The following is a 23877-nucleotide window of genomic DNA, read 5'->3' as shown; positions in this document are numbered from 1 at the left end:
CATATGGTTGCAGTGGTGCCGGGGTCGGGGCCAGACGCAGGGACAATGTGCCTCCTAAGGGATCAAGAGAGAGGCACGTGGTGACTGATCTGGTGCTGGCACTGGACTTCGGCGGCACCAAGATCGCCGCTGGTCTGGTGGACCGGCTCGGCGAGGTGCGCCGGTCCGCGCAGGTGCCGACCCCGCGGACCGACCCGTGGGACGCCGTCGTGTCCGTCGTGACGCAGGTGCTGGACGGCGAGCAGGTCGCAGGCGTCGGCATCGCCTCCGCGGGTCCGGTGGACACCGGGCGCGGGACGGTCAGCCCGATCAACGTGCCGTCCTGGCAGGACTTCCCGCTGCGGTCGCGCGTCTCGGAGCTGCTGCCCGGTGTGCCGGTCGAGCTGGCGGGCGACGGCGTGTGCATGGCGCTCGGCGAGCAGTGGCGCGGGGCGGGGCGGAGCAGCCGGTTCATGGTCGGGCTCGTGGTGTCGACCGGTGTCGGCGGCGGGCTGGTGCTGGACGGACGGCCGTTCGGCGGCCGGACCGGCAACGCCGGGCACATCGGGCACGTGGTGGTCGAGCCGTCCGGCGAACCCTGCACGTGCGGGGGACGCGGGTGCGTGGAGACCGTGGCCGGTGGACCACGCATGGTCAGCTGGGCCGTCGCCCGCGGCTGGCGCGGCGACGACGCGGTGGCATTGGAGGCATCAGCTCGCGCCGGTGATGCCATCGCTCAGGCCGCGTTCGAGCGCGCCGGTCACGCGGTCGGGCTGGCGATCGCCGCGACGGCCGCGGTGTGCGACCTCGACCTCGCGGTGATCGGCGGTGGTGTGGCGCGGGCGGGCGGGCTGTTGTTCGACCCGGTGCGCCGCGCTCTGGCGACGCACGCGGGTCTCTCCTACCTGTCCACTTTGGAGGTTCGCCCCGCCGTGCTCGGTGGCGCGGCGGGGCTCGTGGGTGCCGCTGCTCTCGTCAGTGGGGTGCCGCGACCGGCTTGACCCGGTCGCTGTCCTCGTCGACGTGGTAGTCCGACGGGTCGGTCTGGTCGGTGCCGTTGAACACGTGCGTGCGCTTGGCGATCAGCGTGACGACCACCGCGACGAGCAGGTTGAGGACCACCGCGACCGCACCGACGTAGATCTGCGTGGCCGACCCCGAGAACGGGTGCCAGCCGAAGAGCGACAGCTTGTCCAGCGCGAGCGCCGAACCGGCGAAGTGCGGGCGCTTCCCGTCCGCGCTGGGGATGTTGTACAGCAGGTACATGCCGTAGCCCATGCCCGCGAACCAGCCGGCGACCAGGCCCCAGATGTGGAACCAGCGCGTGTACAGCGCGATCGCCACGGACGGCAGCGTCTGCAGGATCATCACGCCGCCGATGAGCTGGAGGTCGATCGAGAACTGCGGGTCGATGAACACGATGAACGCGACCGCGCCGAACTTGACCACCAGGCTGGCGAGCTTGGCCTGCTTGGCCTCCTGCGCCGGGGTGGCGTGCTTGCGGATGTACTCCTTGTAGACGTTGCGCGTCCACAGGTTCGCGGCCGCGATCGACATGATCGCCGCAGGCACGAGCGCGCCGATGCCGATCGCCGCGAACGCGATGCCCGCGAACCACGACGGGAAGTTCGCGCCGAAGAGCTCGGGGACGATCGTGTTCGTGTCCGGGCGTCCGGTGGCCTGGTTGACGATCGGCTTGGTGCCCGCGCTGATCGCGACGTAGCCGAGCAGCGCCAACAGGCCGAGCAGCAGCGAGTACGCCGGGAGCGCGACCATGTTGCGCTTGATGACGTTGCGGCCGCGGCTGGCCAGGATGCCGGTCAGCGAGTGCGGGTACAGGAACAGCGCCAGCGCGCTGCCGAGCGCCAGGGTGGCGTACTGCAGCTGGTTGTTCGCGGTGAGCAGGATGCCGTCGGTCTTCGACGGCGTGGCGTCGAACTTGGCCTGCGCGTCGTTGAAGATCTCGCCCCAGCCGCCGAACTTCGACGGCAGGTAGATGACGGCGACCAGGATGACCGCGTAGATCAGGATGTCCTTGACGAACGCGATCAGCGCGGGCGCGCGGAGGCCGGACTGGTACGTGTAGAGCGCGAGGATCACGAACGCGACGAACAGCGGCGCGTGGCCGAGGATGCCGCTGCCGTTGAGGCCCATGCTGCGCAGCACCGCTTCGAGGCCGACGAGCTGCAGCGCGATGTACGGCATGGTCGCGACGATGCCGGTGATCGCGATGATCAGCGCCAGCCAGTGCGAGCCGTAGCGGCCCTTCACGAAGTCCGCGGGCGTGACGTAGCCGTGCACCCGGCTGACGCTCCACATGCGAACGAGCGGCAGGAAGACGATCGGGTACAGGATCACCGTGTACGGCAGGGCGAAGAAGCCCGTCGCGCCCGCGCCGAACACCAGCGCCGGGACGGCGACGAACGTGTACGCCGTGTAGAGGTCACCGCCGACCAGGAACCACGTGATCCAGCTGCCGAACTTGCGGCCGCCGAGCCCCCACTCGTCGAGATGGTCGAGCGTGTCGCCCCGCTGCCAGCGCGCCGCGAAGAAGCCCATGACGGTGACCAGCAGGAAGAGGAAGCTGAACACCACCAGCTCGGTCCACTGCATCACTTGGCTCCTTCGTCCAGGTCGTCAACGCCGAGCTTGTCCGGTTTCCCCTTGACCGCCGGTTCGTCCTTCGTCTTGACGTAGACCAGTCCGACGCAGAGCACGCCGACCGGCACGAAGACGAACTGGTACCAGTAGAAGAAGGGGAGGCCGAACAGTCGCGGCTGGTCGAAGTTGAACCACGGCGTGATCAGCATCAGCAACGGGACCAGCAGGAGCACGTTCCAGTTGCTCCAGCGCAGGCTCCGGGTGCGGTCCATGTGGCCCTCCGTGTACGCGGTGTTGCGCGGATGTTAGGCCCGTTCACCTGCCAGGGCAGCAGATGTGCTCGCAATCGTGACCAGCTGACTAACTAGCCGACAGGTGTGTGACCACGTCCTGCTCGGCGATGCGGAAGTACTCGTCGAGGGTGCTGACCGCTTCCTGCGTCTTGTTCTTGTTGAGCAGCTCGACGATCTTGACGTTCCACTGCAGGTAGCGCTCGTAGAACTGGCGCGTCTCCCTGGTCATCTGGAAGGCGAGGCGGACCTCGGCGTAGAGGCGGTCGGCGTCCTCGTTGAGGCGTTCGCTGCCGGCCAGCCTGGTGATCGCCTGGTGGAACCTGATGTTGCCGGTGCCGACGTCGGCCCAGTTGTCCGTCCTGGCGCCCTGCTGGCCGAACTCGACGGCTTCCTTTACTGCTTGTTTCGCTTCGTCCGACGCTTCGTCCCACCGGCTCAGTGCGCCGCACTCGATGATGCGGCGGGCCGCGTAGATGTCGTGGACGTCGTCTTTCGTCGGGACTCGGACGAAGACGCCTCGGCTGTGCTCGTGGACCAGCAGCCGGTCGTGGGTGAGGAGGCGGAACGCTTCGCGGAGGGTGTTGCGGGAGACTCCCAGTGCTCCGCCGATGGCCTCTTCGCTCAGCTTGACGCCAGGGGCGAGCTCGCCGTTGAGGACTCGGGCGCGGAGGACGTCCGCGACCTTCTGCGCTGTGGTGGCTCGTTCGAGGTCCGCTTTGCCCCTGGCCAGGGTCGACGCGACATTGTCCGCCATGTGAACAATCCTACTGGAGTATTGCTCAATTGCTCCCTTGTAGTATCGTCCACTTGTAGAATTGTTCAACAATCTTGCTCTTCCCGGCGAGGGCGGTGAACCATGGATCTGAACGCGGACCTCGGTGAGGGTTTCGGCCATTGGACCCTCGGCGACGACAAGGCCCTGCTCGACGTCGTCACCAGCGCGAACATCGCCTGCGGCGCCCACGCCGGCGACCCGGACACCATGCTGGCCGCCGCCCGCGGCGTCGCCATCGGCGCCCACGTCGGCTATCGCGACCTGGCGGGCTTCGGCCGACGCTTCATCGACGTCGCGCCTGACACGCTGACCAACGAGATTCTGTGCCAGCTCGGCGCTCTGCAGGCTTGCGCTGCGGTGGCGGGTGCCCGGATCAGTTACGTGAAGCCGCACGGCGCGCTCTACAACGCGCTGGTGCGCCACGAGGCTCAGGCCGATGCCGTGGTCGACGCGGTGCGACTGTTCGACCCGCGGCTCGCCGTGCTCGGCTTACCCGGTGCGGTCTGGCTCAAGCGCGCCCAGGTCGCCGGGTTGAGCGTGCGCTACGAGGCGTTCGCCGATCGGGCGTACACCTCCAGCGGCACGCTCGTGCCGCGCGGGCTGCCCGGTGCGGTGCTGCACCAGCCCGCCCAGATCGCCGAGCGGTGCGTCCAGCTCGCCACCGAGGGGTGGCTGACGTCCATCGACGGGCGCGCCATCCGGGTGCGGGCCGACTCCATCTGCGTTCACGGCGACACGCCTGGGGCCGTGGGGATCGCGCGGGCGGTGCGCGATGCGCTGGTGGCGGCCGGGGTGTCCGTTCGGGCTGTGCCCCGTGTCGACGCCAGCCGATCCATCGCCTGACCGTCCCTCTTGATTCCTGTCGACACGGACAGAGTCAACGGAATGGGCCGGATGAAGGGTTCTGCCGGCCCACGCACCCCGAGAGGATCAGCGGCGTGAACAACATCGCCCGACTGGTGACCCTGGTCGCGTTGAGCCTGGTCGCGGTACCCGGCATCGCCAACGCGCAGGACAAGGCCTCCTGTTACGACGCGGCCGCGCCGCTCACGGTCGAGGAGCAGCGCCTCGACGACACGCTCGCACCCGGCGGACCGGCTGTCGGTCCTGAGCTGACGAAGCGAGCCGGGTTCGACGACGACGTGGAGCGGTTCACGCAGAAGCTGTGTCGCACGTTCGTCAAGCGGCAGGCGCAGCAGACGGCCGAGCAGGCCGGCGCGGACCTGTGGCGCACGGCGGTCAAGCGGGCGCAGGGCAAGGAGCAGACCCACGACGTCTTCGACGACCGGCCGCTGTACTGGGCGCGGTTGCAGATGACCAAGGCGCTGCGGCAGTGGCAGCCGCGGTTCGCGTTGGACGGGCAGGAACGGGCGAAGCTCGTCCAGGGCCTGGACTGGGCGTCCAGGGGGATCGGGGACATCAACTTCCCGAACAAGAAGGCCAAGCGGATCGTGCTCACCGGGTTCGACCCGTTCCAGCTCAACGGGCCCACGGTGCGGCGCAGCAACCCTGCCGGCGCGGCGGCGTTGCAGCTCGACGGGCGGGAGATCGACACGCCCGAGGGCAAGGTCGTCGTGCAGGCCGCTGTGCTGCCGGTGCTGTGGGGCGGGTTCGACGAGGGGATCGTCGAGCAGTTCTACGGGAGCGCGGTCAAGGCGAAGCCGCAGGGGTTCGTGACGGTCAGCCAGGGCAGGCCGGGGCGGTTCGACATCGAGCGGTGGGCCGCTCGGTGGCGCGGTGGGTTCCCGGACAACAACGACCTGCGCAGCTTCGGCACGGTGCCGAACGCGGCGGGCTGGCCGCAGCCGGCCACCGAGTTCATCGAGACGACGTTGCCGTTCCAGAAGATGATCGACGCGAAGACGACGCCGTACCCGGTGGCGTTCAACCTGTCGTTCTGCGAGTGGCCGGTCGGCACGACGCCCGGTGTCGGGCCGCGGAGCTGCCGGACGGACCAGCCGACGCCGGGTGCGGTGGCCGCGGTCGGTGGCGGTGGTGACTACCTGTCCAACGAGAGCATGTACCGGGCGAACCGGGTGCGGATCGGCATGCAGGCCAACAACGTTGTCGGTGGACACCTGCACACGCCGGTGCTCGGGCAGCCGACCGACCCGGCCGCGCTGACCGACGCCGCCTTCGAACTCGAACGTCGGAACATCGCCAACCAGGTGGTAGCCCTAGTCTCTGCGGTGTGAACTGTGTGCGACAGGCGGTGCTCGTCCTTCTGACCATGCTGGCGGTGTCCGCCTGCGCGATCCACGTCGGGGGGTACGCGGTCCCCGGACCGCTGCCGAGCACCGCCTCCGCACCCGCTCCTGACCTGCCGAAGCTCGGGCAGTGCATGAACTCCGCCGACTTCAAGGTGCTCGCGTGCGGTGAACCGCACGAGGCCGAGATCACCGCGGTCGGCGAGATCTCGGGGCTGTCCAAGGAGTACCCGAGTGAGCGGGACCTGCGCCGCGCCGCGTTGCCGCCGTGCCGGGACGCGCTCACGGAGTACCTCGGCAGTGCGGACGCGGACGCGACGCGGCTGCAGGTGTGGGCGTTCTGGCCCAACAAGAAGGGCTGGGAGGACGGCCAGCGCTGGCGGTTGTGCTCGGTGATCGAGATGTCGCCGAACGACGAGAAGAAGGTGAGCCGCAAGGGAAGCCTGAAGGGCGTGCTCGCCGCTTCCGGGTTCGGCACCTACCAGCTGTGCTCGTCCGGTTCTCCCGCCAAGGACACGAAGCTCGCGCTCGTCGGGTGCGACACGCCGCACGTCGGCGAGGCCGTGCCGGGCGTCGTGTCCCTGGGGAAGTTCACCGATCCCGCGCCGTCGCAGGACCAGATCACCGCGATCGCGAAGGACAAGTGCGCGAAGGCCGTCGCGGACTACGTCGGATCGGACAAGCGCACCGACGTCATCGCCGCGTGGCGGCCGTTCGGCGCTCAGGCCTGGTCAGAGGGATGGACGAACGCCATCTGCTACGCGGAAGCGTCCCGTACCTTCAGCGGACGATTGTGGGGACTCGGCGTCAAGCCGCTCCCGAACTAGTCCCGCGATCACGACCATCAGCACCGCGGCAAGGGACAGCACCAGCATCGCAACTCCCGCAACGATCCCCACGGCACACCTCCCTTTCCTCCAGGTGACGATCTTCAGTGACCGTCCTCACATATAGGACGTACCCGGAGGGGGTGAGGTTCACTCCCAATTTTTCGTCCACAAGCTGTGCACAACTCCATGCACAACCTGTGGACAACTCAGAGGACGACGGTGGACAGCAGGGCGCCGAGCACCACACCTAGGACGAGCCCGGCGATGAACAACAACATGGGGCGCCACCACGGGGTGCGCGAGGCCGGTTGCTGATCCACAGGGACGGGGTAGTAGCGCACGATCCCGGTCATCGGCCCGACCTGGACATCACGTGCCGAGCCGTCGAAGTGGAGACCGCCGGGGAGATCGTCATCCTGCGTCACACCACTATTGGTACCTCAAAAGAGTGACCCGGTGGACGTCGTTGTCCACCGGGTCACGGAAACACCCGGAAACTCAGCCCAGGCGCTGCTTCAGCGCGGCGAGCTCGTCGCGCAGCGTCGTCGGGACCTTCTCGCCGATCTTGGCGAACCACTCCTCGACCAGCGGGATCTCGGCACGCCACTCGTCGACGTTCACCTCGAGCGCGGCCTCGATGTCCTCGATCGGCGTGTCGAGGCCCTCGAGGTCGAGGTCAGCCGCGGTCGGCACGTGCCCGATCGGGGTCTCGACCGCGGCGGCCTTGCCCTCGATGCGCTCGATGGCCCACTTCAGCACGCGCGAGTTCTCGCCGAATCCGGGCCACAGGAAGCGCTTGTCGTCGCCGCGGCGGAACCAGTTGACGTAGAAGATCTTCGGCAGCTTGTCCGCGTCCGCGCGCTTGCCGAGGTCGACCCAGTGCTGGAAGTAGTCACCGGCGTTGTAGCCGATGAACGGCAGCATCGCCATCGGGTCGCGGCGCACGACACCGGTCTTGCCGACCGCGGCGGCCGTGGTCTCCGACGACAGCGTGGCGCCCATGTAGGTGCCGTGCTGCCAGTCGCGGGACTCGGTGACCAGCGGGATCGTCGTGGCGCGACGGCCGCCGAAGAAGATCGCCGAGATCGGCACGCCGTTCGGGTCGTCCCACTCGGGCGCCTTGATGTCGCACTGCTCGATCGGCGTGCAGTAACGCGAGTTCGGGTGCGACGACAGCTCCTCGGAGTCCGGCGTCCAGTCCTGGTGCTTCCACGAGGTGAGGTGGGCCGGGGGCTCGCCCATGCCCTCCCACCAGATGTCGCCGTCGTCGGTCAGCGCGACGTTCGTGAACAGCGAGTTGCCCTTCGCGATGGTGCGCATCGCGTTCGGGTTGGTGTGGTAGTCCGTGCCGGGCGCGACGCCGAAGAAGCCGTTCTCCGGGTTCACCGCGTACAGGCGGCCGTCCTTGCCGAAGCGCATCCAGGCGATGTCGTCGCCGAGCGTCTCGACCTTCCAGCCGGGGATGCTCGGCTCGAGCATCGCGAGGTTGGTCTTGCCGCAGGCCGACGGGAACGCGGCCGCGATGAAGTAGACCTTGTCCTCGGGCGAGGTGAGCTTGAGGATCAGCATGTGCTCGGCCAGCCAGCCCTCGTCGCGCGCCATCACCGAGGCGATGCGCAGCGAGTAGCACTTCTTGCCGAGCAGGGCGTTGCCGCCGTAGCCGGAGCCGAAGCTCCAGATCATCCGCTCCTCGGGGAAGTGGACGATGTACTTCGTGTCGTTGCACGGCCACGAGACGTCGGCCTGGCCGTGCTCGAGCGGCGCGCCGAGCGAGTGCAGCGCGGGCACGAACTCCGCGTCCTCGCCGAACACCGCGAGCGCCTTGGAGCCCATGCGGGTCATGATGTGCATGGAGACGACGACGTACTCGGAGTCGGTGATCTCGACGCCCAGCATCGGCTTCTCCGCGTCGAGCGGGCCCATGCAGAACGGGATCACGTACATCGTGCGGCCACGCATGCAGCCGCGGTACAGCTCGGTCATGATGGCCTTCATCTCTGAAGGCTCCATCCAGTTGTTCGTCGCGCCCGAGTCTTCCTCGCGCACCGAACAGATGAACGTGCTCTCTTCCACACGCGCGACGTCCGTGGGGTCCGAGGCGGCCCAGAACGAGTTCGGCTTCTTCTTCAGCGGCACGAACGTGCCCGCGTCGACGAGCTTCTGCGTCAGGCGGTTCCACTCGTCCTGGGAACCATCAGCCCAAACAACCTCGTCGGGGCAGGTCAGCTCAGCGACTTCCTGCACCCATGCGAGCAGGCGCGCGTGGTTGGTAGGTGCCTGATCGAGACCGGGAATGGTCACTGCCGTCATCTCGTCTCGTCTCCTGACTGAACGCCTCGGCCTCCCGAGCACGTCACCGTCCGTGTGGATGGACTTCGTCGTCCTCGGAAATAGCTGCGCCCGCCCGGTGGGGGCCGGGCGGTTGCGGTAGGGGATGAACCGAGGTTAGCCCGGTGAATGGCAGGTAACGCACCCCTGGCCTGAGGCTTCTCTCACAAAACCGATTCTGGAATCGATTCAGCACACGGACGGCGTTATGTCTCCCTTAAACGGGGAAAACACAAGAGGCGTTGGGTGTGGTTTGGGGCACCCTTCGGTGCTGTGACCTGGGCTTCAGTTGGGGCTGATCCACTGCCCGGTGGTCGAATCGATTCGGACGACCCCGTCGAAGCGCTCTTCCTCGACCCACACGTCGGTGTCGTCGAGCACGCCGCTCTTGCTGTCCGTGACGTACTTGCCGTCCGAGTCGATGTGCCCGTGCTCGACCTCTACCCAGTCGTCACCGCGGTGTTCCGCCATCGTGACCTCGCCCGACCGGGTGATCTCGGTCGACAGGTCGGCCTTGCCGTCCCCGTCGCGGTCGGTGAACAGCCACGTGTCGCCGTGGTCGTCCTGCACCACGGCGGTGTCGGCCCTGCCGTCGCCGTCGGTGTCCTCGGTGGCCGGACCGACCTTGCGATCGCCTTCGTCGGTGTCGACGACAATCGTTTGTTCCTGCGTGGAATTCGTCTTTTGTTGCGTGTGGTCGTTCGGGGCCACCTCGACCCACTCGCCCGAATTCTCTTCGAAGCGCGCTTGGCTGAGGAGTTTCCCGTCCTTGTCGAACGTGCTCATCAGATCGGCGTCGCCGTCGCCGTTCGTGTCGGTGAACGCCAGGTGTCCACCGTCGTCGGTCTCGACCACCGCGCTGTCGTTCACGCCGTCGTCGTCGAGGTCGTAGGTGGCCTCAGCGGTGTACTCCTCATCGGCCACGGTGACCTTCAGCTCGCCGTCGGTCGCACCGTTCTCGTCGATGTACACCGGGACACACCTCCTGCAGCTCCTGCGTACCGGTAAGACCCACGTTATGCCGGTTCGGTTCCGTCGCCAACCTCATCCACCCCGTGGCGCACCGTGCAAGACGTCTGCAAGACCGGTCCGGGAGGGTGGATCACGTCCGAACACGAGAAGGGGGAACCGATGTTCACCACGAAACGGCTGACGATCGCGTCACTCGCCACGGCCATGCTGCTGGGCGGACCGTTCGTCGGACAGGCGCTCGCGAAGCCCGCGTTCCAGCTGCCGTTCCAGTGCAACACGAGCTGGCGGCTGAACACCTGGGGTCACGCGCCCGCGCTCGACATGGTCAAGGAGCCCAACCAGGTCGGCACCGAGGGCGCGCCGGTGCTCGCGTCCGCCGACGGAGTCGTCAACCAGTCGTTCTACCACTCGAACGCCGGCAACATGATCCAGATCAACCACGGTGGCCGCTGGTTCACCACGCAGATCCACCTCCAGTCGCGTGCGGTCGCGGTGGGTGCGCGGGTGAAGCGCGGGCAGCTGATCGGCCGCGTCGGCAAGACCGGGCCGGGTGCCAACAACCACCCGCACCTGCACTTCGAGCAGGCGTACGACGCCAACAACGACGGCAGGGCGTCGTGGGGCGCGCCCGGCACCGAGCGGGTCAAGGCCGTGTTCAACGGCGTGACCTACGGCGGTCCCGAGCACCGCAACGTGGTCAGCAGGAACTGCTGAGCTAGGCGCGGTCTGGTCGTGAGCCGATCAGCAGGAGGCACAACGTGGTGACGGCCGCGACCAGACCGGCGAGCAGCAACATCGGGTCGAGTGCGTTCGGTTTCTGCGCCGGCACGACAGCCGCGGCGACCGCGGTGGTCGTGGCGGCGGTTGTGGTGGTGGTCGGTGCTGCTGCCGCCTCCGTTGTGGTCTGGACGGGTTCCCGCGCCAACGGTTGAGTGGTTTCCGCTGCCAGCACGGTGATCCGCGCCCGCATGTCCGGGTGGATGGAGCAGACGTAGTCGAACGTGCCGGGCTGGGTGAACGTGTAGCTCCACGACTGGCCGGTCTCGAGCATCGGCGAGCGGAACGTGCCCGCCGCGACGTCGTGCGGTGCCTGGTCCTGGTTGGTCCACGTGACGACGTCGCCGACCCGCACGGTCATGGCGGGCGGCATGTAGGAGTACTGGGCGATGGGGATCTGGTGCGTTGCCGCGCCCGCAGGCGCCGTGCTGAACGCGGTCAGCACGGCGAGCGCGGCCAGGACGGCACTGGCCAGGCCGCGCCTCATCAGCAGATCGCCTGGTTGAACGCCGGGTCGAGCATCTGCTCGAGGAGCACGGTGTGCGCCTTGATGTAGTTGTCGAACGCCAGCGCGTCGTTGACCTGCTGCACCGGCGAGGTCTCCAGGTGCGCCGCCTTCACGTGCGCGATGAACGGCGCGAGCACGTCCTGGGGCAGCGACGAGCCGAGTGCCGGGTCGAGCATCTGCTCCAGCAGCACCGTGTGCGCCTTGATGTAGTTGTCGAACGCCAGCACGTCGTTCACCTGCTGGAGCGGCGAAGTCTCCAGGTGCGCCGCCTTGAGGTGGGCGACGAACGGGGCGAGCGCTTCCTTCGACACGCAGTCACCGCTGGTCGGCGGCGTGCTGGTCGGCGAGCTGGGGTGGGTCGTCGGATGGCCGGTCGGCGGGGTCGTGGTGACCGGTGGCGTGGTGGTCGGAGGAGTCGTGGTCGGCGGCGTCGTGCCGCCGGACACGGTGACCGACGCCTTCATGTCCGGGTGGATCGAGCAGTAGTACTGGTACGTGCCCGCCTTGGTGAACGTGTAGGTGTAGGTCTGCCCCTGCTGCAGGGTGGGCGAGGTGAACTTCTCCGGGCCCGAGGTCACGACCACGTTGTGCGGTGCCGAGTCGTGGTTCGTCCAGACGACCGTGTCGCCGGGCGCCACGGTCAGCGCCGACGGCGAGTAGGCGTAGTTCATGATCTCGACCTTGGTCGTCGCCGCGGCCTGCACCTGTTGCTGCTGCGCGGCGAGGTCGACGCCCACCGGTGCCGCCTGGCCCGCGCCCACGAGGTTGAGGCACATCGCCGTCCCCGCGATGCCGAGCGCCGCCAGCAGCACGGCGAACCGAGTTGGTTTGTCCACAGTGGATCCTTTCTGGTGCATCAGCGACCGGGACCGGTCGTGACGAGGAAAGCGGCCACCCCGAGTACGGCGACGGCGAGGACCGTCTCGACGGTGACCGAGATGGCGAGCGTCCTGGTGTCGGCGGCGACCTTCATGCGCCGGTCGACCCAGGTCTTGCTCGCCAGTCCGGCGAGCAGCATCACCGCGAACGCGGCGAGCTTGATCAGCAGAATCCGGCCGTAGCCGGTGTGCAGCAGCGAGTCGACCGAGCCGACGAGCCGCCACGCGAGCAGCGCGCCCGCGGCGGTGAGCGTGGCGACGGAGACCATCGCGAGCTTCGAGTAGCGCGGCAGGACGGCGGCGAGCACGGCGCGGTCGCGTCCGGGCAGGACGGCGAGCAGCAGCACCGCGAGCCCACCGATCCACAGGCTGACGACGAGCAGGTGCACGAACACCGCGACCTGTCCCCAGCCGGGCAGGTCCACCGCGTGGCCGGTCATCCCGTTGGTGCGCAACACACCCAGCCCGACCGCGAGCGCACCGACGCGCCACGCGAGCGATCGTGCGGCCGGCGCGCCGCGGCGGGCCAGGTCGATCAGCACGACCAGCCCGAGCACCCACAGCAGCACCCGCGCGACCCACAGCCTGCCGAACTCGCTGTCCAGCACCGGTCCGACGACCGCCAGCGTGAACGCCTCGCCCGGTGGCCTGCCCGCGACCCACGCCGCCTGGAAGCACAGCCCGGCGGCCGAGCCCGCGAAGCCGCACAGCCAGCCGAACCCGAGCAGCCTGCGCACGCGCGCGGTGCTCGCGCCGTCCGGCCACAGCATCGCCACGAACGCCATGCCGCCCAGGAAGAACGTGGTGCCCAGGTAGTCGAACGACCTCGACAGCAGGTACCAGGACTTCGCCGCCTCGGTCACGGCTGGTCCAGCAGTCCGGTGACGCGGCCGGTCTTCTGGTCCACGACGAGCCGGCACGTCCCACCGAGCAGGCCGGTCAGCGCCGACAGGTCGGCCGGGGCCGCGTCGGTGCCGCCCAGCGGAAGGGTGCCCACCGGCAGTTTGCCCAGCGGCAGGCTGCCGCCGAGTGACCCGAGCAGCCCGGTCAGCAGCGCGGGGTCGACCGCACCCACGAGTCTCTTGTCCACCAACGACAAGCCGTCGACCGCCAGCGCTCCACCGGTCAGCTCACCGACGATCGGCAGCTCACCGACGAGCACGCCGAGCTGCTTCAGCAACGCGGCGATCGCGCCCGCGTCGCACGGTGCGGCCGGCTTGGTCGGCTGGGTCGGCGTGGTGGTCGGCGTGCTGGGAGGCGCAGTCGGGTGCGGATGGGTCGGCGCGGGCACGTGCGGGCCAGGGCCAGGCTGGTGCGCGACCGGGGCGGGGTTGTGCGCCACCGGTTGCGGCGCGTGGTCCGCCGGGTGCGGCTGCTCGGACCGCGTCTGGCTGGGCGGCGTCTGCGCCTGGGCCACCCCGCCTTGCGCGACGCGTCCGATGCCGGAGGCGAACCCGAGCACCACGACCACGGTGCCCACCAGGCTCGCCGCGACCACCTGGTCTCGCTGCAGCTTCATGCTTCAAGAGCGAAGCAGTGGCGAATTACCCGGCGTGCCCATTCAGTGACGCGGCCGTGAACTAGACCCCATTTCCGCCGAATACACCCGGTGCACCTTCGGTCACACGCAATTAAGTTGCACGAACAACAGCGTCCTGACCAGCGAAAATGAGCACCACTCGATTAAGTTCGATCGAATTGGAAATTCATGCGTATCCCGCGACGGACACGTTCGTTGTTGCTCTTTCAGGACCGATCGCGGACCGATCGGATTCGCGCGAGCAGCTCGTCCGTCTTCACCCGGCCCGCCTGCACCTCGGCGATCTTCTTCGTGACGGACTGGAGCTCGCGGCCGCGTTCGCCCGCCTCCATCCGCATCGCCTTCTCGACCTCGCGCAGCTCGGCCTCGATGGCCTCGATGCGGCGGGTGAGCGCCTCGTCCAGCGCGAGCGACAGCGCCTGCTCGGCCTCGATCAGCTGCTCGGCGGCGAGCTGGTCCAAAGTGGACCGAGCGTCCGCGATGGCGTCCGACAGCCACTGCTTGACGTGCTGCTTCTCGGCGGTGTGCGTGCGGGTGCGGGCCATCCACCAGCCGGCGCCGAGCCCGAGCACGATGGTCACCGGCAGCACGATCGGGTTCAGCGCGGCGACGCCGAGCCCGGCCAGCGGCATGACGGCGAGCTTGCCCGCGCCGAGCCCGCCGGAGACACCCATGAACACGAGCAGCTTGTCCTCGGCCGTCGGCGGGCGCTTGTCCTTGGGGCGCAAGATGATCGGCGGTTGGGCGCCGCGGGCGAACTGGCCGCGGATCACCGCGAGCTCGTCGGCGGAGAACAGCTCGGCGAGCGACGCGTCCGCGACGCGGGCCAGCCGGAACGCGAGGCCCTCGCTGATGCGGCCGGACACCACCTGCAGCGCGGTGTCGACCTGCTGGGGCAGGCCGGCGAGCTGCTCGCGTGACGCGACGTCGACCGCCTGCCGGAACCACGTCTGCAGATCGCGCATCTGCCTGCTGATCTCGTGGTTGTTCTCGACGCGGGCGCGCTGCACCTCGCCGCGCAGCCGCACCTGCCAGCCGCGCGTGGACGAACGCCGCTCGGTCATCAGCTCGTCACGGCGCAGCCGCAGCGCCTCGGCCTCCGACTCACCCGTCGCGAGCGCACGGCGTTCGGAGTCCAGCCGCACGTCCAGCTCGGCGAGCACGGTCGCCAAGGCGCGCAACGTGTTCGCCTCGCCGAGCATCGCGGCCCTGCCGACCACGAGCTCCTGCAACGCGGTCTGCAGCTCGGCGATGCCGGACCGCTCGCGCAGCATCGCGCCGGCGTCCGGGTTCGGTGCCTTCGCCGCCATCTCGAACAGCCGCGACGACACCGGGTGGAAGACCACGGAGGCGAACCGCGGCGCGTGCTCGGCGAGCAGCGCCTTGTTCGCGTCCAGCACCTGCCGCCAGCCGCGGTACTGGTCGGTCTTGGTCAGCGCGAAGACGACGGTCTCGACGCGGTCGCCGACGGTCTGGAGGAACGTCAGCTCGCCGCGGGTGAACGGCGACGACGCGTCGACCACGAACAGCAGCGCGGTCGCCGAAGCGGCGGCCTCGGCGGCCAGTTCACCGTGCACGGAGTCGAGTCCGCCGACTCCGGGAGTGTCCACGAGGGACATGCGTTCCAGCAGCGGGATCGGCGCGTCCACCTCGACGTAGCGCGGCGGCAGCTGGCCGGGCGGCAGCTCGTGCGCCGCCGACACCCAGTTGATCATCTGGGACCGGTCGAACGGCACCGGCGCCAGCTGGCCCGGATAGCACGCGCGAGTCGCCCAGTCCGCGCCGTGCTGGAACACCAGGTAGGTCGCGGTGGCGACGTCGGCGTCGACCGGCGACAGTCCCGGCACCGCGAGCAGCGCGTTGACCAGTGAGCTCTTGCCGCGGTTCGTCTCGCCGACCACCACGACCGTGGGCGTCGCGGTCGGCGGCACGAGCCAGTCGGCCGCCTTGGGGTCGAGCTCGCGGACCAGGGCGGTGAGTCGTTCCCTGGTCTGCCGGACGGTCTGCGGAAGGGTGCTCACCTGGCTGTGTACACCGTGACGATCGGGGCGCGCAGCGTGCGCCCGCGGTCGGAGAAGCCGACGACCTCGGTCTCGGCGACCAGCCCGTCGAGCGTCGGGTCGTCCGTCTGCACGGTGCCGCCCGCCTCGTGCCGCGACGGGTCGAAGCGCTGGCCGTCCGGTCGCACGGCGGTCACGCCGATGCCCGCGAGGCCCTCCTCGATGCGCTCGACCACGCCCGAGCTGCGGGCCCGGTCCATGGCGTACACGCACAGCTGCACCAGCGCGCGTCGCTCGGCCAGTGCCTGGTCGAGCAACTCGTCGGCGATGGTCTCCACACCGGTTTCCGACGGTTGGATCATGGGATCGGTTCCACTCATCGCTGCCCCCCAGCACGCAGTTGCTGCCACATCAGGAAATACGCCCTGTGCACGACGTGCGCCACTCGGCCCTGCGCGGGCGTGGCTCCGAACGACGCGAACGAGCGCCACCAGCCCGCGCGTTCGAGCGCGTAGGCGGTGAGTTCCTGAACGGGGCGGCCGGCGAGACCGAGCCGGCCGGGGATGTCGGGGGTGCTGCCGACCCGCAGCACCTCCTCGGCGAGGTCCTCCGGCATGGCGACGGCGCCGGACACGACCAGCGTCAACGCCTCCAGCAGCCGGAGCTGGTGCGCTTCGGGCTTGGCGAGCAGCACCTCGATCGCGTCGTGCACGCGGCGGCGTTCGCCCGGATCGGCGGACGACAACGACGTCACGGACGCGAGCGCGGCAGCGGCCTTGATCCCGTCCGCGCGGGCCCGGAACACCGCGTCCAGCCTGCCGCGCACCTCCGCGAAGCCGGACGAGTCGAGCAGTTTGCGGCGCAACGCGCCCGCGGTGATCGCGGGCTCGGCGTCGACCGCCTTCAGCGCCTCGCCGATGCCGTGCAGGTCGAGCTTCTCCAGCAGCCGTGCGCGCGTGCCGCTCGGGACGTCGCACTCCCAGCTGGTGAAGAGGTCGCCGGACATCAGCATCATCTCGCGCGTCTCCGCGTCCAGCTGGGCGAGCTGCCGCAACGACTCCGCGTCCGGCGCGGAGAAACTGCCGGTCTCGGCGGACTCGGCGAGCAGGCTGATCACCGGCAGCACGTCCGCGACGCGCGGCTTGAGCAGCTGCGCCTGCTTCCGCGCGAGGATCACGGCCGCGCGCCACACGTCTCCGTCCGCGCCCTCCACGGTCTCGGGCGCGACGGCGTCGACCTTGTTCAGCACGGCGAACGCGTTGACCGGACCGGCTTCACGTGACGCGGTGGCGGCGGTGAAGGCGGCGATGGCCTGGTGGTCGTCCGCGCGCACGCCCTGCGTGACGACGTACAGCACGGCCTCCGCGCCGGCGACCGCGTTGCGCGACACGGGATCCAGCAGTTCCTCGGTCCGCGCGACGGACGCCGCGTCCAGCGAGCCGAGCCCCGGTGTGTCGATGACCGTGAAGTCCCGCAGCACCGCGTTCGTCAGGTACGCCTCGACGTGCGACACCTGTGCGACGTCCACGCCGAGCGACGCGGGGATCATGCCGTCGGCGTCGAACGGCAGCACCAGCCTGCGCCCGTCGGTGAAGACGACCTCGACGCGGTCGACGTTGCCGTACTGGAATCGGGTGACGAGCCGGGTGCACTCACCTACGTCCGTCGGCGCGACCCGGCGGCCGATCAACGCGTTGACGAGCGTGGACTTCCCGGACTTGATGCGACCGGCGACGGCGACCTGGAGCGGCGCCTGCAACCGGCGCAGCACCTCGGCGAACCCGGCCGCGGTGGCGGGCGAGACCTGGGGCTGCAGCGCCACGCACAGGTTGGCCACGGCCGCGGAGAGCGGCCCGGCCAGCTGCTGCCCCTGGAGCGCGGTCACGGCCTGATCGTGCCACGGTTTGTGACGGCCGGTAGGCGGGTAGCCACAGCTCATGGGCGACAGCTACGTCACGTTCTTGGTGCTGGGGGTTCTCCTGGTCGCGGTCGACGGCCAGCTGATCTACCACAGCGGTAAGCGGTACATGCGCAAGGCGTACGAACCCGCTGAGGCCACCGCGATGATGCGGCTGGCGACCGTGCTCTTCCACCTCGTGGTGCTCGGTCTTGTCCTCCTGGTGTCGCTGATCGAGTTCGACTCGGCTGACACGGCGAAGAACGTCGTGGCGAAGCTGGGCATCCTGCTGCTGGTTCTGGCGCTGACGCACGCGGGCACGATGGCCATCCTCTCGCGCATCAGGGAGCGCCAGATGCAGCGGCAGATGGCGGACGAGATGGCCGAGGACCACCGCATATTCGACGAGCGTCACTCGCACATCACCGAACCTCGGGTGCAGCGAACCGTCATCGAGTCCCCGCGCGAACCCTATTCGACCCCGTAGACCACCCGGACGGCGTCGACCGCCTGTTCCAGGCTCGCACCGAGGGACATGGCGACCGCGCCGTACTCCGCCGCGGCGAGGGCGAGCGGATCCGGATGATGCGAAGGCAGGGCGGCCACCACCGTTCCCTGCCTTCGCCCCGTTCTGAGCACGCCCGCCGTCTCCAGCTCGCGGTAGGCGCGCGCGACCGTTCCCGCCGCCAGACCGAGGTCGGTCGCGAGCTGCCTGATCGTCGGCAGCCGCGAACCGACCGGCAGCTGACCACCGATGATCAGCCGTTCGAGCTGGTCGCGGACCTGCCGCCACGGCGCGACGCCGCTTTCGACGTCGACGACGATGCGGGTGCTCACGCGATCTCCCGCTCGCGCGGCGGGGTGTTCGCCATCGCGACCCAGAACAGGATCCCGGCCAGCGCCGCGAACCCGCCCGCCAGACCGAGCGCGACCGAGATGCCGAGCCCCATCGACACGTGGATGCTGCGGGTGCGCAGCGCGCTGTCCACGTCCGGGTCGCCGCTGGCGGGCCGCACCACCGCGGCCCAGGTCACCACGGCGACGACGAGCGCCGACACCAGCACCGCGACCAGTTCGACGGTGCCTCGCCAGAGCAGCACCAGGACGACCGAGGTGATCACCCCGGCCAGGTAGGTGGCGGCCACGACCGGCGAGGCGATGACGAAGAGGCTGCGCGGCACGAGCGTCGCCTGCCGCAGCGGGTCACGAGGAGGGCGCAGCGCGATGAGCTCGGCGAGCAGGGTGCCGATGAGCACGGTGATCACGATGCCGTCGAGCGAACCCTGGAACTTCCCGGTCATAAAGCCGGCCGCGACGTAGAGCCACGGGTAGAGCAGCCTGCGCCGCTTCAGGTAGCGCACGCCTTCGGCCACCTGCTCGGGTGACGGTTCGGCGACCTTCCACTTCTCCAGCAGGCGGCGCCCGGTGCTCGGCACCGGCCACAACGCCATGAGCAGCACGAGGCCCACCACCCCGTAGACCAGCGAGGTCACCAAGAACTCGGTCACGACACGCACCCCCGTTTGTATCGACTCATTGACACAATAACGTCCGACCGAAGTCGTACGTTGAGTCAGCCCGTGGCGCGACGCGCGAAAGTCCCGCGCGTACCTAATCTTGTGCAGTGCGGCGGTTGAGTCTGTGGATGCGAGCTCACCCGGTGTTCGGGGACTCCCTGATCGCCGGGGTGCTCGCCATGTTCGACCTGTTCAGCACCGCGGCCAGCGCGATGACCGTGTCCACGTCGTGGTTCCTGGTCGTCGGCCTGCTGCTGATCGGGCCGATCCCGTTCCGCCGCTACCACCCGCTCGGCTCGAGCTACATCATCCTCACCGGCGGGTTCCTGCAGCTCTTCACGCACACCACGTCGTTCGACGGCGGCGGCGTGCCGGTGCGGATATCGGACTTCGCGCTGGCCGTCGCGCTGTACACGATGGTCGCGTACGTCGGCAGGCGGCAGTCGCTGGTCTACGCGTTGTGGCTGGTCGTCGGCTCGGTGCTGTGGGCCGTGTTCCAGGTGCGGACGCTCGAGGCGCTGCCCTTGCTGTTCGTGGTCTTCGTGATCTTCGCGTTCAGCTGGGCGCTCGGCGAGTTCGTCGGCGCGCGCAGGGCGTACCACAGCGAGCTGGAGCAGCGGCTCAAGCTGCTGGAGACCGAACGCGACCAGGCGTCGAAGCTGGCGGTCGGCGAGGAGCGGTCGCGCATCGCGCGCGAGCTGCACGACGTGGTGGCGCACTCGGTGAGCGTCATGATCGTGCACGCCGACGGTGCGCTCTACAACATCAGGTCGAACCCCGAGCAGGCCGAGCGCGCGGTCGGCACGATCGCGGAGACCGGCCGGTTGGCGCTGACCGAGATGCGCAGGCTGCTGGGCGTGCTGCGCAGCGAGGACGAGGAGACGCAGTGGGCGCCGCAGCCGGACGCGCGCGGTGTCGTCGAGCTGGCCGAGCAGTCCAGGACCGCGGGTGTGCCGGTGCGGCTGGAGATCACCGGTGACGTGGACAACCTGCCGGTCGGTGTCGGGCTCGGCATCTACCGGATCGTGCAGGAGGCGCTGACCAACATCCTCAAGCACGCGGGGCCGGGCACGTCGACGCTGGTGCGGCTGGCGCGCACGGACGAGGAGGTGCGGCTCGAGGTCGTGGACAACGGCTTCGGCTCGCCGCAGGACGTGGTCGCCGTGTCCGGCGGCAACGGGTTGATCGGCATGAGGGAGCGGGCGCACGTGCTCGGCGGTTCGCTGGACGCCGGGCCGAACCCCGGTGGCGGATGGCGGGTCCGGGCGGTGTTCCCGGTGACGGCGGGATAGCTTGTGAGCGTGATCCGAGTATTGCTAGTCGACGACCAGGAGCTCATGCGCATGGGCTTCCGCATGGTGCTCGGCGCACAGGAGGACGTCGACGTGGTCGGCGAGGCCGCGGACGGGCTGGACGCCGTGCAGATGGCCGACCAGCTGCGGCCGGACGTCGTGCTGATGGACGTGCGCATGCCCGTGCTCGACGGTGTCGAGGCCACGAAGCGGATCACCGAGGCGGGCACCGCGAAGGTGCTCGTGATGACGACGTTCGACATGGACGAGTACGCGCTCTCGGCGTTGCGCAACGGCGCCAGCGGGTTCCTGCTGAAGGACACCCCGCCCGGCGACCTCGTGTCCGCGCTGCGCGCCGTGGCGTCGGGCGACGCGGTCGTCTCGCCGTCGGTGACGAAGCGGCTGCTCGGCCGGTTCCTCGGCGACGGCGGCGGTGAGCTGCGCGACGCGACCGTGCTGGACGTGCTGACCGAGCGGGAGCGCGAGGTGCTCGTGCTCATCGCGAAGGGCCTGTCCAACACGGAGATCGCGCGCAAGCTGTTCCTGTCCGAGGCGACGGTGAAGACGCACGTCGGCCGGATCCTGGCGAAGCTGGAGCTGCGGGACCGCGTCCAGGCCGTCGTGCTGTCGTACGAAACCGGCCTGGTGCGGCCCGGCGACGTCTAGCGGTAGTCGCTAGCGTCCACAGTGGACAGATCTTTGCCCGGCTTGACCACTTCCTCGAACCAGCGACCCCAGTCGGGCTTGCTGCCGTCGAGGTCGGTGAAGCCGTACTCGCGCATGAGCGCCCACGAGGACAGCGCTTGCCCGGCGAACCGGTGCTTGTCCGGGTCGGCGGCGAGGTGCGCGAGGCCGCGGCCGACGTAGTGCGGCGTCTCGGACAGCGCGTAGTGCGGGACCTTCGCGATCGCGTCGCGCCAGTTCTCCTCGGTGACGCCGAACAGTTCCAGCATGTGCTCGGAGCGCAGGAAACCGGGCGTCGCCGCGAGTGCCGTGACGTTGGTGTCCTTCAGGTCCTTGGCGAGGATCCAGCCGAACCTGCGGATGCTGTGCTTGACCGCGTCGTAGGTGAGGTTGACGTAGTACTGCTCGTTGTCGTCGCCGTCGGTGACCTCGACGATCAGTCCTGCGTCGCTCTTCAGCACGAGCGGGACCAGCTTGTGCAACGTGACGAGGTGCGTCTCGATGCCGTTGCGCCACATCCTGAGCTGCCGCTCGAGGTCGTGCTCCCAGAACTTGCCCCACTCGACGAGGCTCTCGCCGCCCCACGCGTTGTCGATGAGGATGTCCAGCTTGTCGATCTTCGATGCGAAGTTGTCCACATCGGACGGATCGGTGAAGTCGCATCGGACCGCGATGCCCTTGCCGCCCGCCTTCGTGACGAGCTCGGCGGTCTCCTCGATCGTCTCGTCCCGGTTGACGGGCGACTTCTGCTCGCGGGTCGTGCGTCCGCCGACGAACACGGTCGCGCCCGCGGCGCCCAGTTCGACGGCGATCGCTCGTCCGGCCCCGCGGGTCGCTCCGGTGACGGCGGCGACTTTCCCGGACAGGTCAGGTCCTGACGGCACGGCTGACTCCCTTTCCCTCGTGCCAAGAGACGATCACCAGTTCGTTCCCCTCGACGGTGATCGTCACTGCTTCGGTGATGTCCGCGGTGAACGTGTCCGCGTCGTCCGACGAGCTGTGCAGCGCCATGGTGCCGCTGATGCGCGCGTCGCCGTCGGTCATGGTCTGGTCGGAACTGGTGCTGTGCAGTGCGAACCGCGGATCCCGCTTCAGGTCGCGGGACTTCCACGAGTCGGCCATGCTGCCGACCCTCAGCTGACCGTCCTCGAACACCGTCTCGATGCCGGTGATCCGCGGCGCCCCGTCCTTGCGGACCGTGGCCAGCAACTTGTGCTTGTCCCGGTCGAACCGGTGGCGCACCGCCTTCGCGAGTTCCGGCGCCTGCCGCTCGAACTCCTGCCACGTCGCCATCAGCGCCACCCCTCCAACACGCTGTCGATGTCTTCCTCGATCCGTCGCACCAGCTCGCCTCTCGGTCGTACCGACCAGTCCATCGAGATCCCGTAGACGAGCGCGGCCAGCACCCGCGCCGCGTTGCCTGGGAGCTCTTCCTCGCGGCACAGCACTTCCAGCTCGTCCTCGAGCGCGGCGTAGTGCTTGCCGAGCAACGCCCTCAGCTCGGGATCGATGAGGTCGACCCCCAGCTGCGCGAGGTTGTTCGTCGCGACCTCGGGGTCCGCGAGCCGGTCGAACCAGGTGAGCAGCGCCAGCCGGACACTGCCGGCTTCGCGCATCCTCCGGACGACCGTCTCCGTGCCGGCCTTCGTCAACGCCTGCAGCAACCCGCTCTTCGACCCGAACCGCTTCGCAACCGCGCCCACGCTCACTTGTGCCTCCCGCGCGACGTCCGCGATCGTGAACTCGGGCCCTTTCCGGTCGATGACCAGGGCCAACGCGTCCAAGATGCGCTCATCGGTGATGCTGCGCGGTCGTGCCACGCCGTTAGTGAACCACAATTCACTAACCGTCGCATAGTCTTGTGCCAGTGAACTGGAGACCCCGGCTCGTCGCTCTCGACATCGACGGCACCCTCGCGCGCAGCGGCACCAACGACATCGCCCCGGCCGTGCACTCGGCCATCACCCGCGCGGCCGCCCATGGCACGCACGTCGTGTTGTGCACCGGGCGGTCGTTGATCGGCACCACCCCCATCGCCGACCAACTGGACCTGCCGGGGATCTCGCTGTGCTCCAACGGAGCCGTGTGGTGGGACCGCGGGTCTCGCGCCGTGCTGCGGCGCACCACGTTCTCGCCTGGGCCCACCATCGCCGCTCTGCGGGAACTGTTGCCAGGGGCCGTTTTCGCCGTTGAGCAGACCGGGGTCGGGAACATGTCCCTGGGGCGGTTCCGCACGGGCGACCTGTGGGGTGTCGTGACTCTCGGGACGTTCTCAGAGCTGGCCGCGGTCGCCACGCCTCGGCTCGTGGTGCGGTGGCACGACCGGACGCCCGAGGAGCTGGCGTTCGCGGTGCGGGACCTCGAGTTGCCCTCTGTGGCCTGGACCGTTGATCACACCGAGCCGTGGTTGACCGCGGTGCCGCCTGGGGTGACCAAGGGGTCCGCTCTCGAGGAGTTGCGGGTGCACCTCGGGGTGGCGGCCGGTGACACGCTCGCCGTTGGGGACGGGCACAACGACGTCGAGATGTTGCGGTGGGCGGCGCACGGGGTTGCCATGGGGCAGGCACCTGCGACCGTTCAGGCTGCTGCCGACTCGGTGACCGACACCGTGCTGGAGGACGGGCTGGCTACCGTGCTGTCTCGCTTCTTCCCCGCCTGACGGCAACGCCGCAAGGCCTTTCGCCGGCCGGGCAGCCCCCCGCCCTCCCTGGGGGGCGTCCCTGCTCCAGTCTACCGTCAGTAACAGGTTGACCACAGGTTGTTGACCAACCTGTGGATAACTCGCCACCTGTGGACAAC

General features: G+C 69.1%; 27 protein-coding genes. 9 read left to right on the top strand and 18 right to left on the bottom strand.

All coding sequences use genetic code 11. The annotated features are described in order from the left end of the window. Window positions 1–77 precede the first annotated feature (77 nt). Window positions 78–980, top strand: coding sequence for an ROK family protein (locus tag FKR81_RS07525; RefSeq protein ID WP_235921371.1), 903 nt, complete (start codon window positions 78–80; stop codon window positions 978–980). Here FKR81_RS07525 and mctP read toward each other — a convergent pair. The 3 genes from mctP to FKR81_RS07510 all read right to left on the bottom strand — a co-directional run bounded on the left by mctP (window position 955) and on the right by FKR81_RS07510 (window position 3627). After that, window positions 955–2592 carry a monocarboxylate uptake permease MctP gene (gene mctP / locus FKR81_RS07520; RefSeq protein WP_146350200.1) on the bottom strand — a complete coding sequence of 546 codons (1638 nt, stop codon included), beginning with the start codon at window positions 2590–2592 and terminating at the stop codon, window positions 955–957. The two genes, FKR81_RS07525 and mctP, sit on opposite strands and share 26 nt — an antisense overlap. Then, window positions 2592–2852 (bottom strand): DUF3311 domain-containing protein, encoded by a 261-nt coding sequence (locus tag FKR81_RS07515; RefSeq protein ID WP_146350199.1) that lies wholly within the window; start codon window positions 2850–2852, stop codon window positions 2592–2594. The genes mctP and FKR81_RS07515 overlap by 1 nt, the downstream gene beginning before the upstream one ends. Window positions 2853–2940: 88 nt before the next feature. After that, window positions 2941–3627: a GntR family transcriptional regulator gene (locus FKR81_RS07510; protein ID WP_146350198.1), complete on the bottom strand. Its 687-nt coding sequence runs from the start codon at window positions 3625–3627 to the stop codon at window positions 2941–2943. Between the two features lie 102 nt (window positions 3628–3729). On the opposite strand from FKR81_RS07510, the gene FKR81_RS07505 reads away from it, so the two are divergent. The 3 genes from FKR81_RS07505 (at window position 3730) to FKR81_RS07495 (ending at window position 6682) form a co-directional block, all read left to right on the top strand. Then, the gene (locus FKR81_RS07505; RefSeq protein ID WP_146350197.1) at window positions 3730–4491 is read left to right on the top strand and encodes a LamB/YcsF family protein; all 762 of its coding nucleotides are present in this window, start codon (window positions 3730–3732) and stop codon (window positions 4489–4491) included. A gap of 95 nt (window positions 4492–4586) precedes the next feature. Beyond that, entirely contained in the window at window positions 4587–5843 is a 1257-nt protein-coding gene (locus FKR81_RS07500; RefSeq protein ID WP_235921370.1) for a C15 family peptidase, read from the top strand. After that, the gene (locus FKR81_RS07495) at window positions 5840–6682 is read left to right on the top strand and encodes a septum formation family protein (RefSeq protein ID WP_235921369.1); all 843 of its coding nucleotides are present in this window, start codon (window positions 5840–5842) and stop codon (window positions 6680–6682) included. The genes FKR81_RS07500 and FKR81_RS07495 overlap by 4 nt, the downstream gene beginning before the upstream one ends. 209 nt (window positions 6683–6891) lie before the next feature. On the opposite strand, the gene FKR81_RS07490 is transcribed toward FKR81_RS07495, so the two are convergent. The 3 genes from FKR81_RS07490 to FKR81_RS07480 all read right to left on the bottom strand — a co-directional run bounded on the left by FKR81_RS07490 (window position 6892) and on the right by FKR81_RS07480 (window position 9985). Beyond that, window positions 6892–7110 carry a hypothetical protein gene (locus tag FKR81_RS07490; RefSeq protein WP_146350196.1) on the bottom strand — a complete coding sequence of 73 codons (219 nt, stop codon included), beginning with the start codon at window positions 7108–7110 and terminating at the stop codon, window positions 6892–6894. A gap of 73 nt (window positions 7111–7183) precedes the next feature. Then, window positions 7184–8995 carry a phosphoenolpyruvate carboxykinase (GTP) gene (locus tag FKR81_RS07485; RefSeq protein WP_146350195.1) on the bottom strand — a complete coding sequence of 604 codons (1812 nt, stop codon included), beginning with the start codon at window positions 8993–8995 and terminating at the stop codon, window positions 7184–7186. Window positions 8996–9298: 303 nt separating this feature from the next. Further along, the gene (locus tag FKR81_RS07480; RefSeq protein ID WP_146350194.1) at window positions 9299–9985 is read right to left on the bottom strand and encodes a DUF6802 family protein; all 687 of its coding nucleotides are present in this window, start codon (window positions 9983–9985) and stop codon (window positions 9299–9301) included. 159 nt (window positions 9986–10144) lie between these two features. Here FKR81_RS07480 and FKR81_RS07475 point away from each other — a divergent pair, with 159 nt between their 5' ends. Continuing rightward, on the top strand, window positions 10145–10699 hold the full coding sequence (locus FKR81_RS07475; RefSeq protein WP_146350193.1) for a M23 family metallopeptidase: 555 nt from the start codon (window positions 10145–10147) through the stop codon (window positions 10697–10699). A gap of 1 nt (window position 10700) precedes the next feature. Here the strand turns inward: FKR81_RS07475 and FKR81_RS07470 are convergent, their stop codons facing one another. The 7 genes from FKR81_RS07470 to FKR81_RS07440 form a co-directional block, all read right to left on the bottom strand. Continuing rightward, a complete protein-coding gene (locus tag FKR81_RS07470; RefSeq protein ID WP_146350192.1) occupies window positions 10701–11249 on the bottom strand; it encodes a cupredoxin domain-containing protein in 549 nt (182 codons plus the stop codon). Then, window positions 11249–12106 carry a cupredoxin domain-containing protein gene (locus FKR81_RS07465; protein ID WP_235921368.1) on the bottom strand — a complete coding sequence of 286 codons (858 nt, stop codon included), beginning with the start codon at window positions 12104–12106 and terminating at the stop codon, window positions 11249–11251. Before FKR81_RS07465 ends, FKR81_RS07470 begins: the two co-directional genes overlap by 1 nt. Window positions 12107–12126: 20 nt before the next feature. Beyond that, window positions 12127–13011 carry a copper resistance D family protein gene (locus FKR81_RS07460; RefSeq protein ID WP_235921367.1) on the bottom strand — a complete coding sequence of 295 codons (885 nt, stop codon included), beginning with the start codon at window positions 13009–13011 and terminating at the stop codon, window positions 12127–12129. Beyond that, on the bottom strand, window positions 13008–13667 hold the full coding sequence (locus FKR81_RS07455; RefSeq protein WP_146350190.1) for a hypothetical protein: 660 nt from the start codon (window positions 13665–13667) through the stop codon (window positions 13008–13010). Before FKR81_RS07455 ends, FKR81_RS07460 begins: the two co-directional genes overlap by 4 nt. A gap of 227 nt (window positions 13668–13894) precedes the next feature. Further along, complete coding sequence (locus FKR81_RS07450; protein ID WP_146350189.1) at window positions 13895–15709, bottom strand: dynamin family protein; 1815 nt, start codon at window positions 15707–15709, stop codon at window positions 13895–13897. Continuing rightward, entirely contained in the window at window positions 15706–16050 is a 345-nt protein-coding gene (gene grpE / locus FKR81_RS07445; RefSeq protein ID WP_146350188.1) for a nucleotide exchange factor GrpE, read from the bottom strand. The genes FKR81_RS07450 and grpE overlap by 4 nt, the downstream gene beginning before the upstream one ends. Window positions 16051–16064: 14 nt before the next feature. Continuing rightward, window positions 16065–17627 (bottom strand): dynamin family protein, encoded by a 1563-nt coding sequence (locus FKR81_RS07440; RefSeq protein ID WP_186762820.1) that lies wholly within the window; start codon window positions 17625–17627, stop codon window positions 16065–16067. On the opposite strand from FKR81_RS07440, the gene FKR81_RS07435 reads away from it, so the two are divergent. Further along, window positions 17626–18072, top strand: a complete 447-nt coding sequence (locus FKR81_RS07435; RefSeq protein WP_146350186.1) for a hypothetical protein — start codon at window positions 17626–17628, stop codon at window positions 18070–18072. The genes FKR81_RS07440 and FKR81_RS07435 overlap by 2 nt on opposite strands. On the opposite strand, the gene FKR81_RS07430 is transcribed toward FKR81_RS07435, so the two are convergent. Both FKR81_RS07430 and FKR81_RS07425 read right to left on the bottom strand, forming a co-directional pair. Then, window positions 18057–18422 carry a GntR family transcriptional regulator gene (locus FKR81_RS07430; protein ID WP_146350185.1) on the bottom strand — a complete coding sequence of 122 codons (366 nt, stop codon included), beginning with the start codon at window positions 18420–18422 and terminating at the stop codon, window positions 18057–18059. The two genes, FKR81_RS07435 and FKR81_RS07430, sit on opposite strands and share 16 nt — an antisense overlap. Next, a complete protein-coding gene (locus FKR81_RS07425) occupies window positions 18419–19093 on the bottom strand; it encodes a hypothetical protein (protein ID WP_146350184.1) in 675 nt (224 codons plus the stop codon). The genes FKR81_RS07430 and FKR81_RS07425 overlap by 4 nt, the downstream gene beginning before the upstream one ends. 137 nt (window positions 19094–19230) lie before the next feature. On the opposite strand from FKR81_RS07425, the gene FKR81_RS07420 reads away from it, so the two are divergent. Both FKR81_RS07420 and FKR81_RS07415 read left to right on the top strand, forming a co-directional pair. After that, the gene (locus FKR81_RS07420) at window positions 19231–20394 is read left to right on the top strand and encodes a sensor histidine kinase (protein ID WP_146350183.1); all 1164 of its coding nucleotides are present in this window, start codon (window positions 19231–19233) and stop codon (window positions 20392–20394) included. A gap of 9 nt (window positions 20395–20403) precedes the next feature. After that, the gene (locus tag FKR81_RS07415; RefSeq protein ID WP_146350182.1) at window positions 20404–21060 is read left to right on the top strand and encodes a response regulator; all 657 of its coding nucleotides are present in this window, start codon (window positions 20404–20406) and stop codon (window positions 21058–21060) included. Here FKR81_RS07415 and FKR81_RS07410 read toward each other — a convergent pair. From FKR81_RS07410 to FKR81_RS07400, 3 genes are read right to left on the bottom strand one after another with little or no spacing between them, the layout of a single operon-like run. Continuing rightward, the gene (locus FKR81_RS07410; RefSeq protein WP_235921366.1) at window positions 21057–21962 is read right to left on the bottom strand and encodes an SDR family oxidoreductase; all 906 of its coding nucleotides are present in this window, start codon (window positions 21960–21962) and stop codon (window positions 21057–21059) included. The two genes, FKR81_RS07415 and FKR81_RS07410, sit on opposite strands and share 4 nt — an antisense overlap. After that, a complete protein-coding gene (locus tag FKR81_RS07405) occupies window positions 21946–22371 on the bottom strand; it encodes a pyridoxamine 5'-phosphate oxidase family protein (protein ID WP_146350181.1) in 426 nt (141 codons plus the stop codon). Before FKR81_RS07405 ends, FKR81_RS07410 begins: the two co-directional genes overlap by 17 nt. Next, window positions 22371–22898, bottom strand: coding sequence for a TetR/AcrR family transcriptional regulator (locus FKR81_RS07400; RefSeq protein WP_146350180.1), 528 nt, complete (start codon window positions 22896–22898; stop codon window positions 22371–22373). Before FKR81_RS07400 ends, FKR81_RS07405 begins: the two co-directional genes overlap by 1 nt. Window positions 22899–22945: 47 nt before the next feature. Here FKR81_RS07400 and FKR81_RS07395 point away from each other — a divergent pair, with 47 nt between their 5' ends. Next, window positions 22946–23737 (top strand): HAD family hydrolase, encoded by a 792-nt coding sequence (locus FKR81_RS07395; protein ID WP_235921365.1) that lies wholly within the window; start codon window positions 22946–22948, stop codon window positions 23735–23737. Window positions 23738–23877: the final 140 nt, after the last annotated feature.

Origin of the sequence: Lentzea tibetensis, from assembly GCF_007845675.1 — a bacterium.
GTDB classification, from domain to species: Bacteria; Actinomycetota; Actinomycetes; order Mycobacteriales; family Pseudonocardiaceae; genus Lentzea; species Lentzea tibetensis.
The sequence above is the reverse complement of the archived record's forward strand: the minus strand, read 5'-3'. Positions and strand labels throughout refer to the sequence as shown.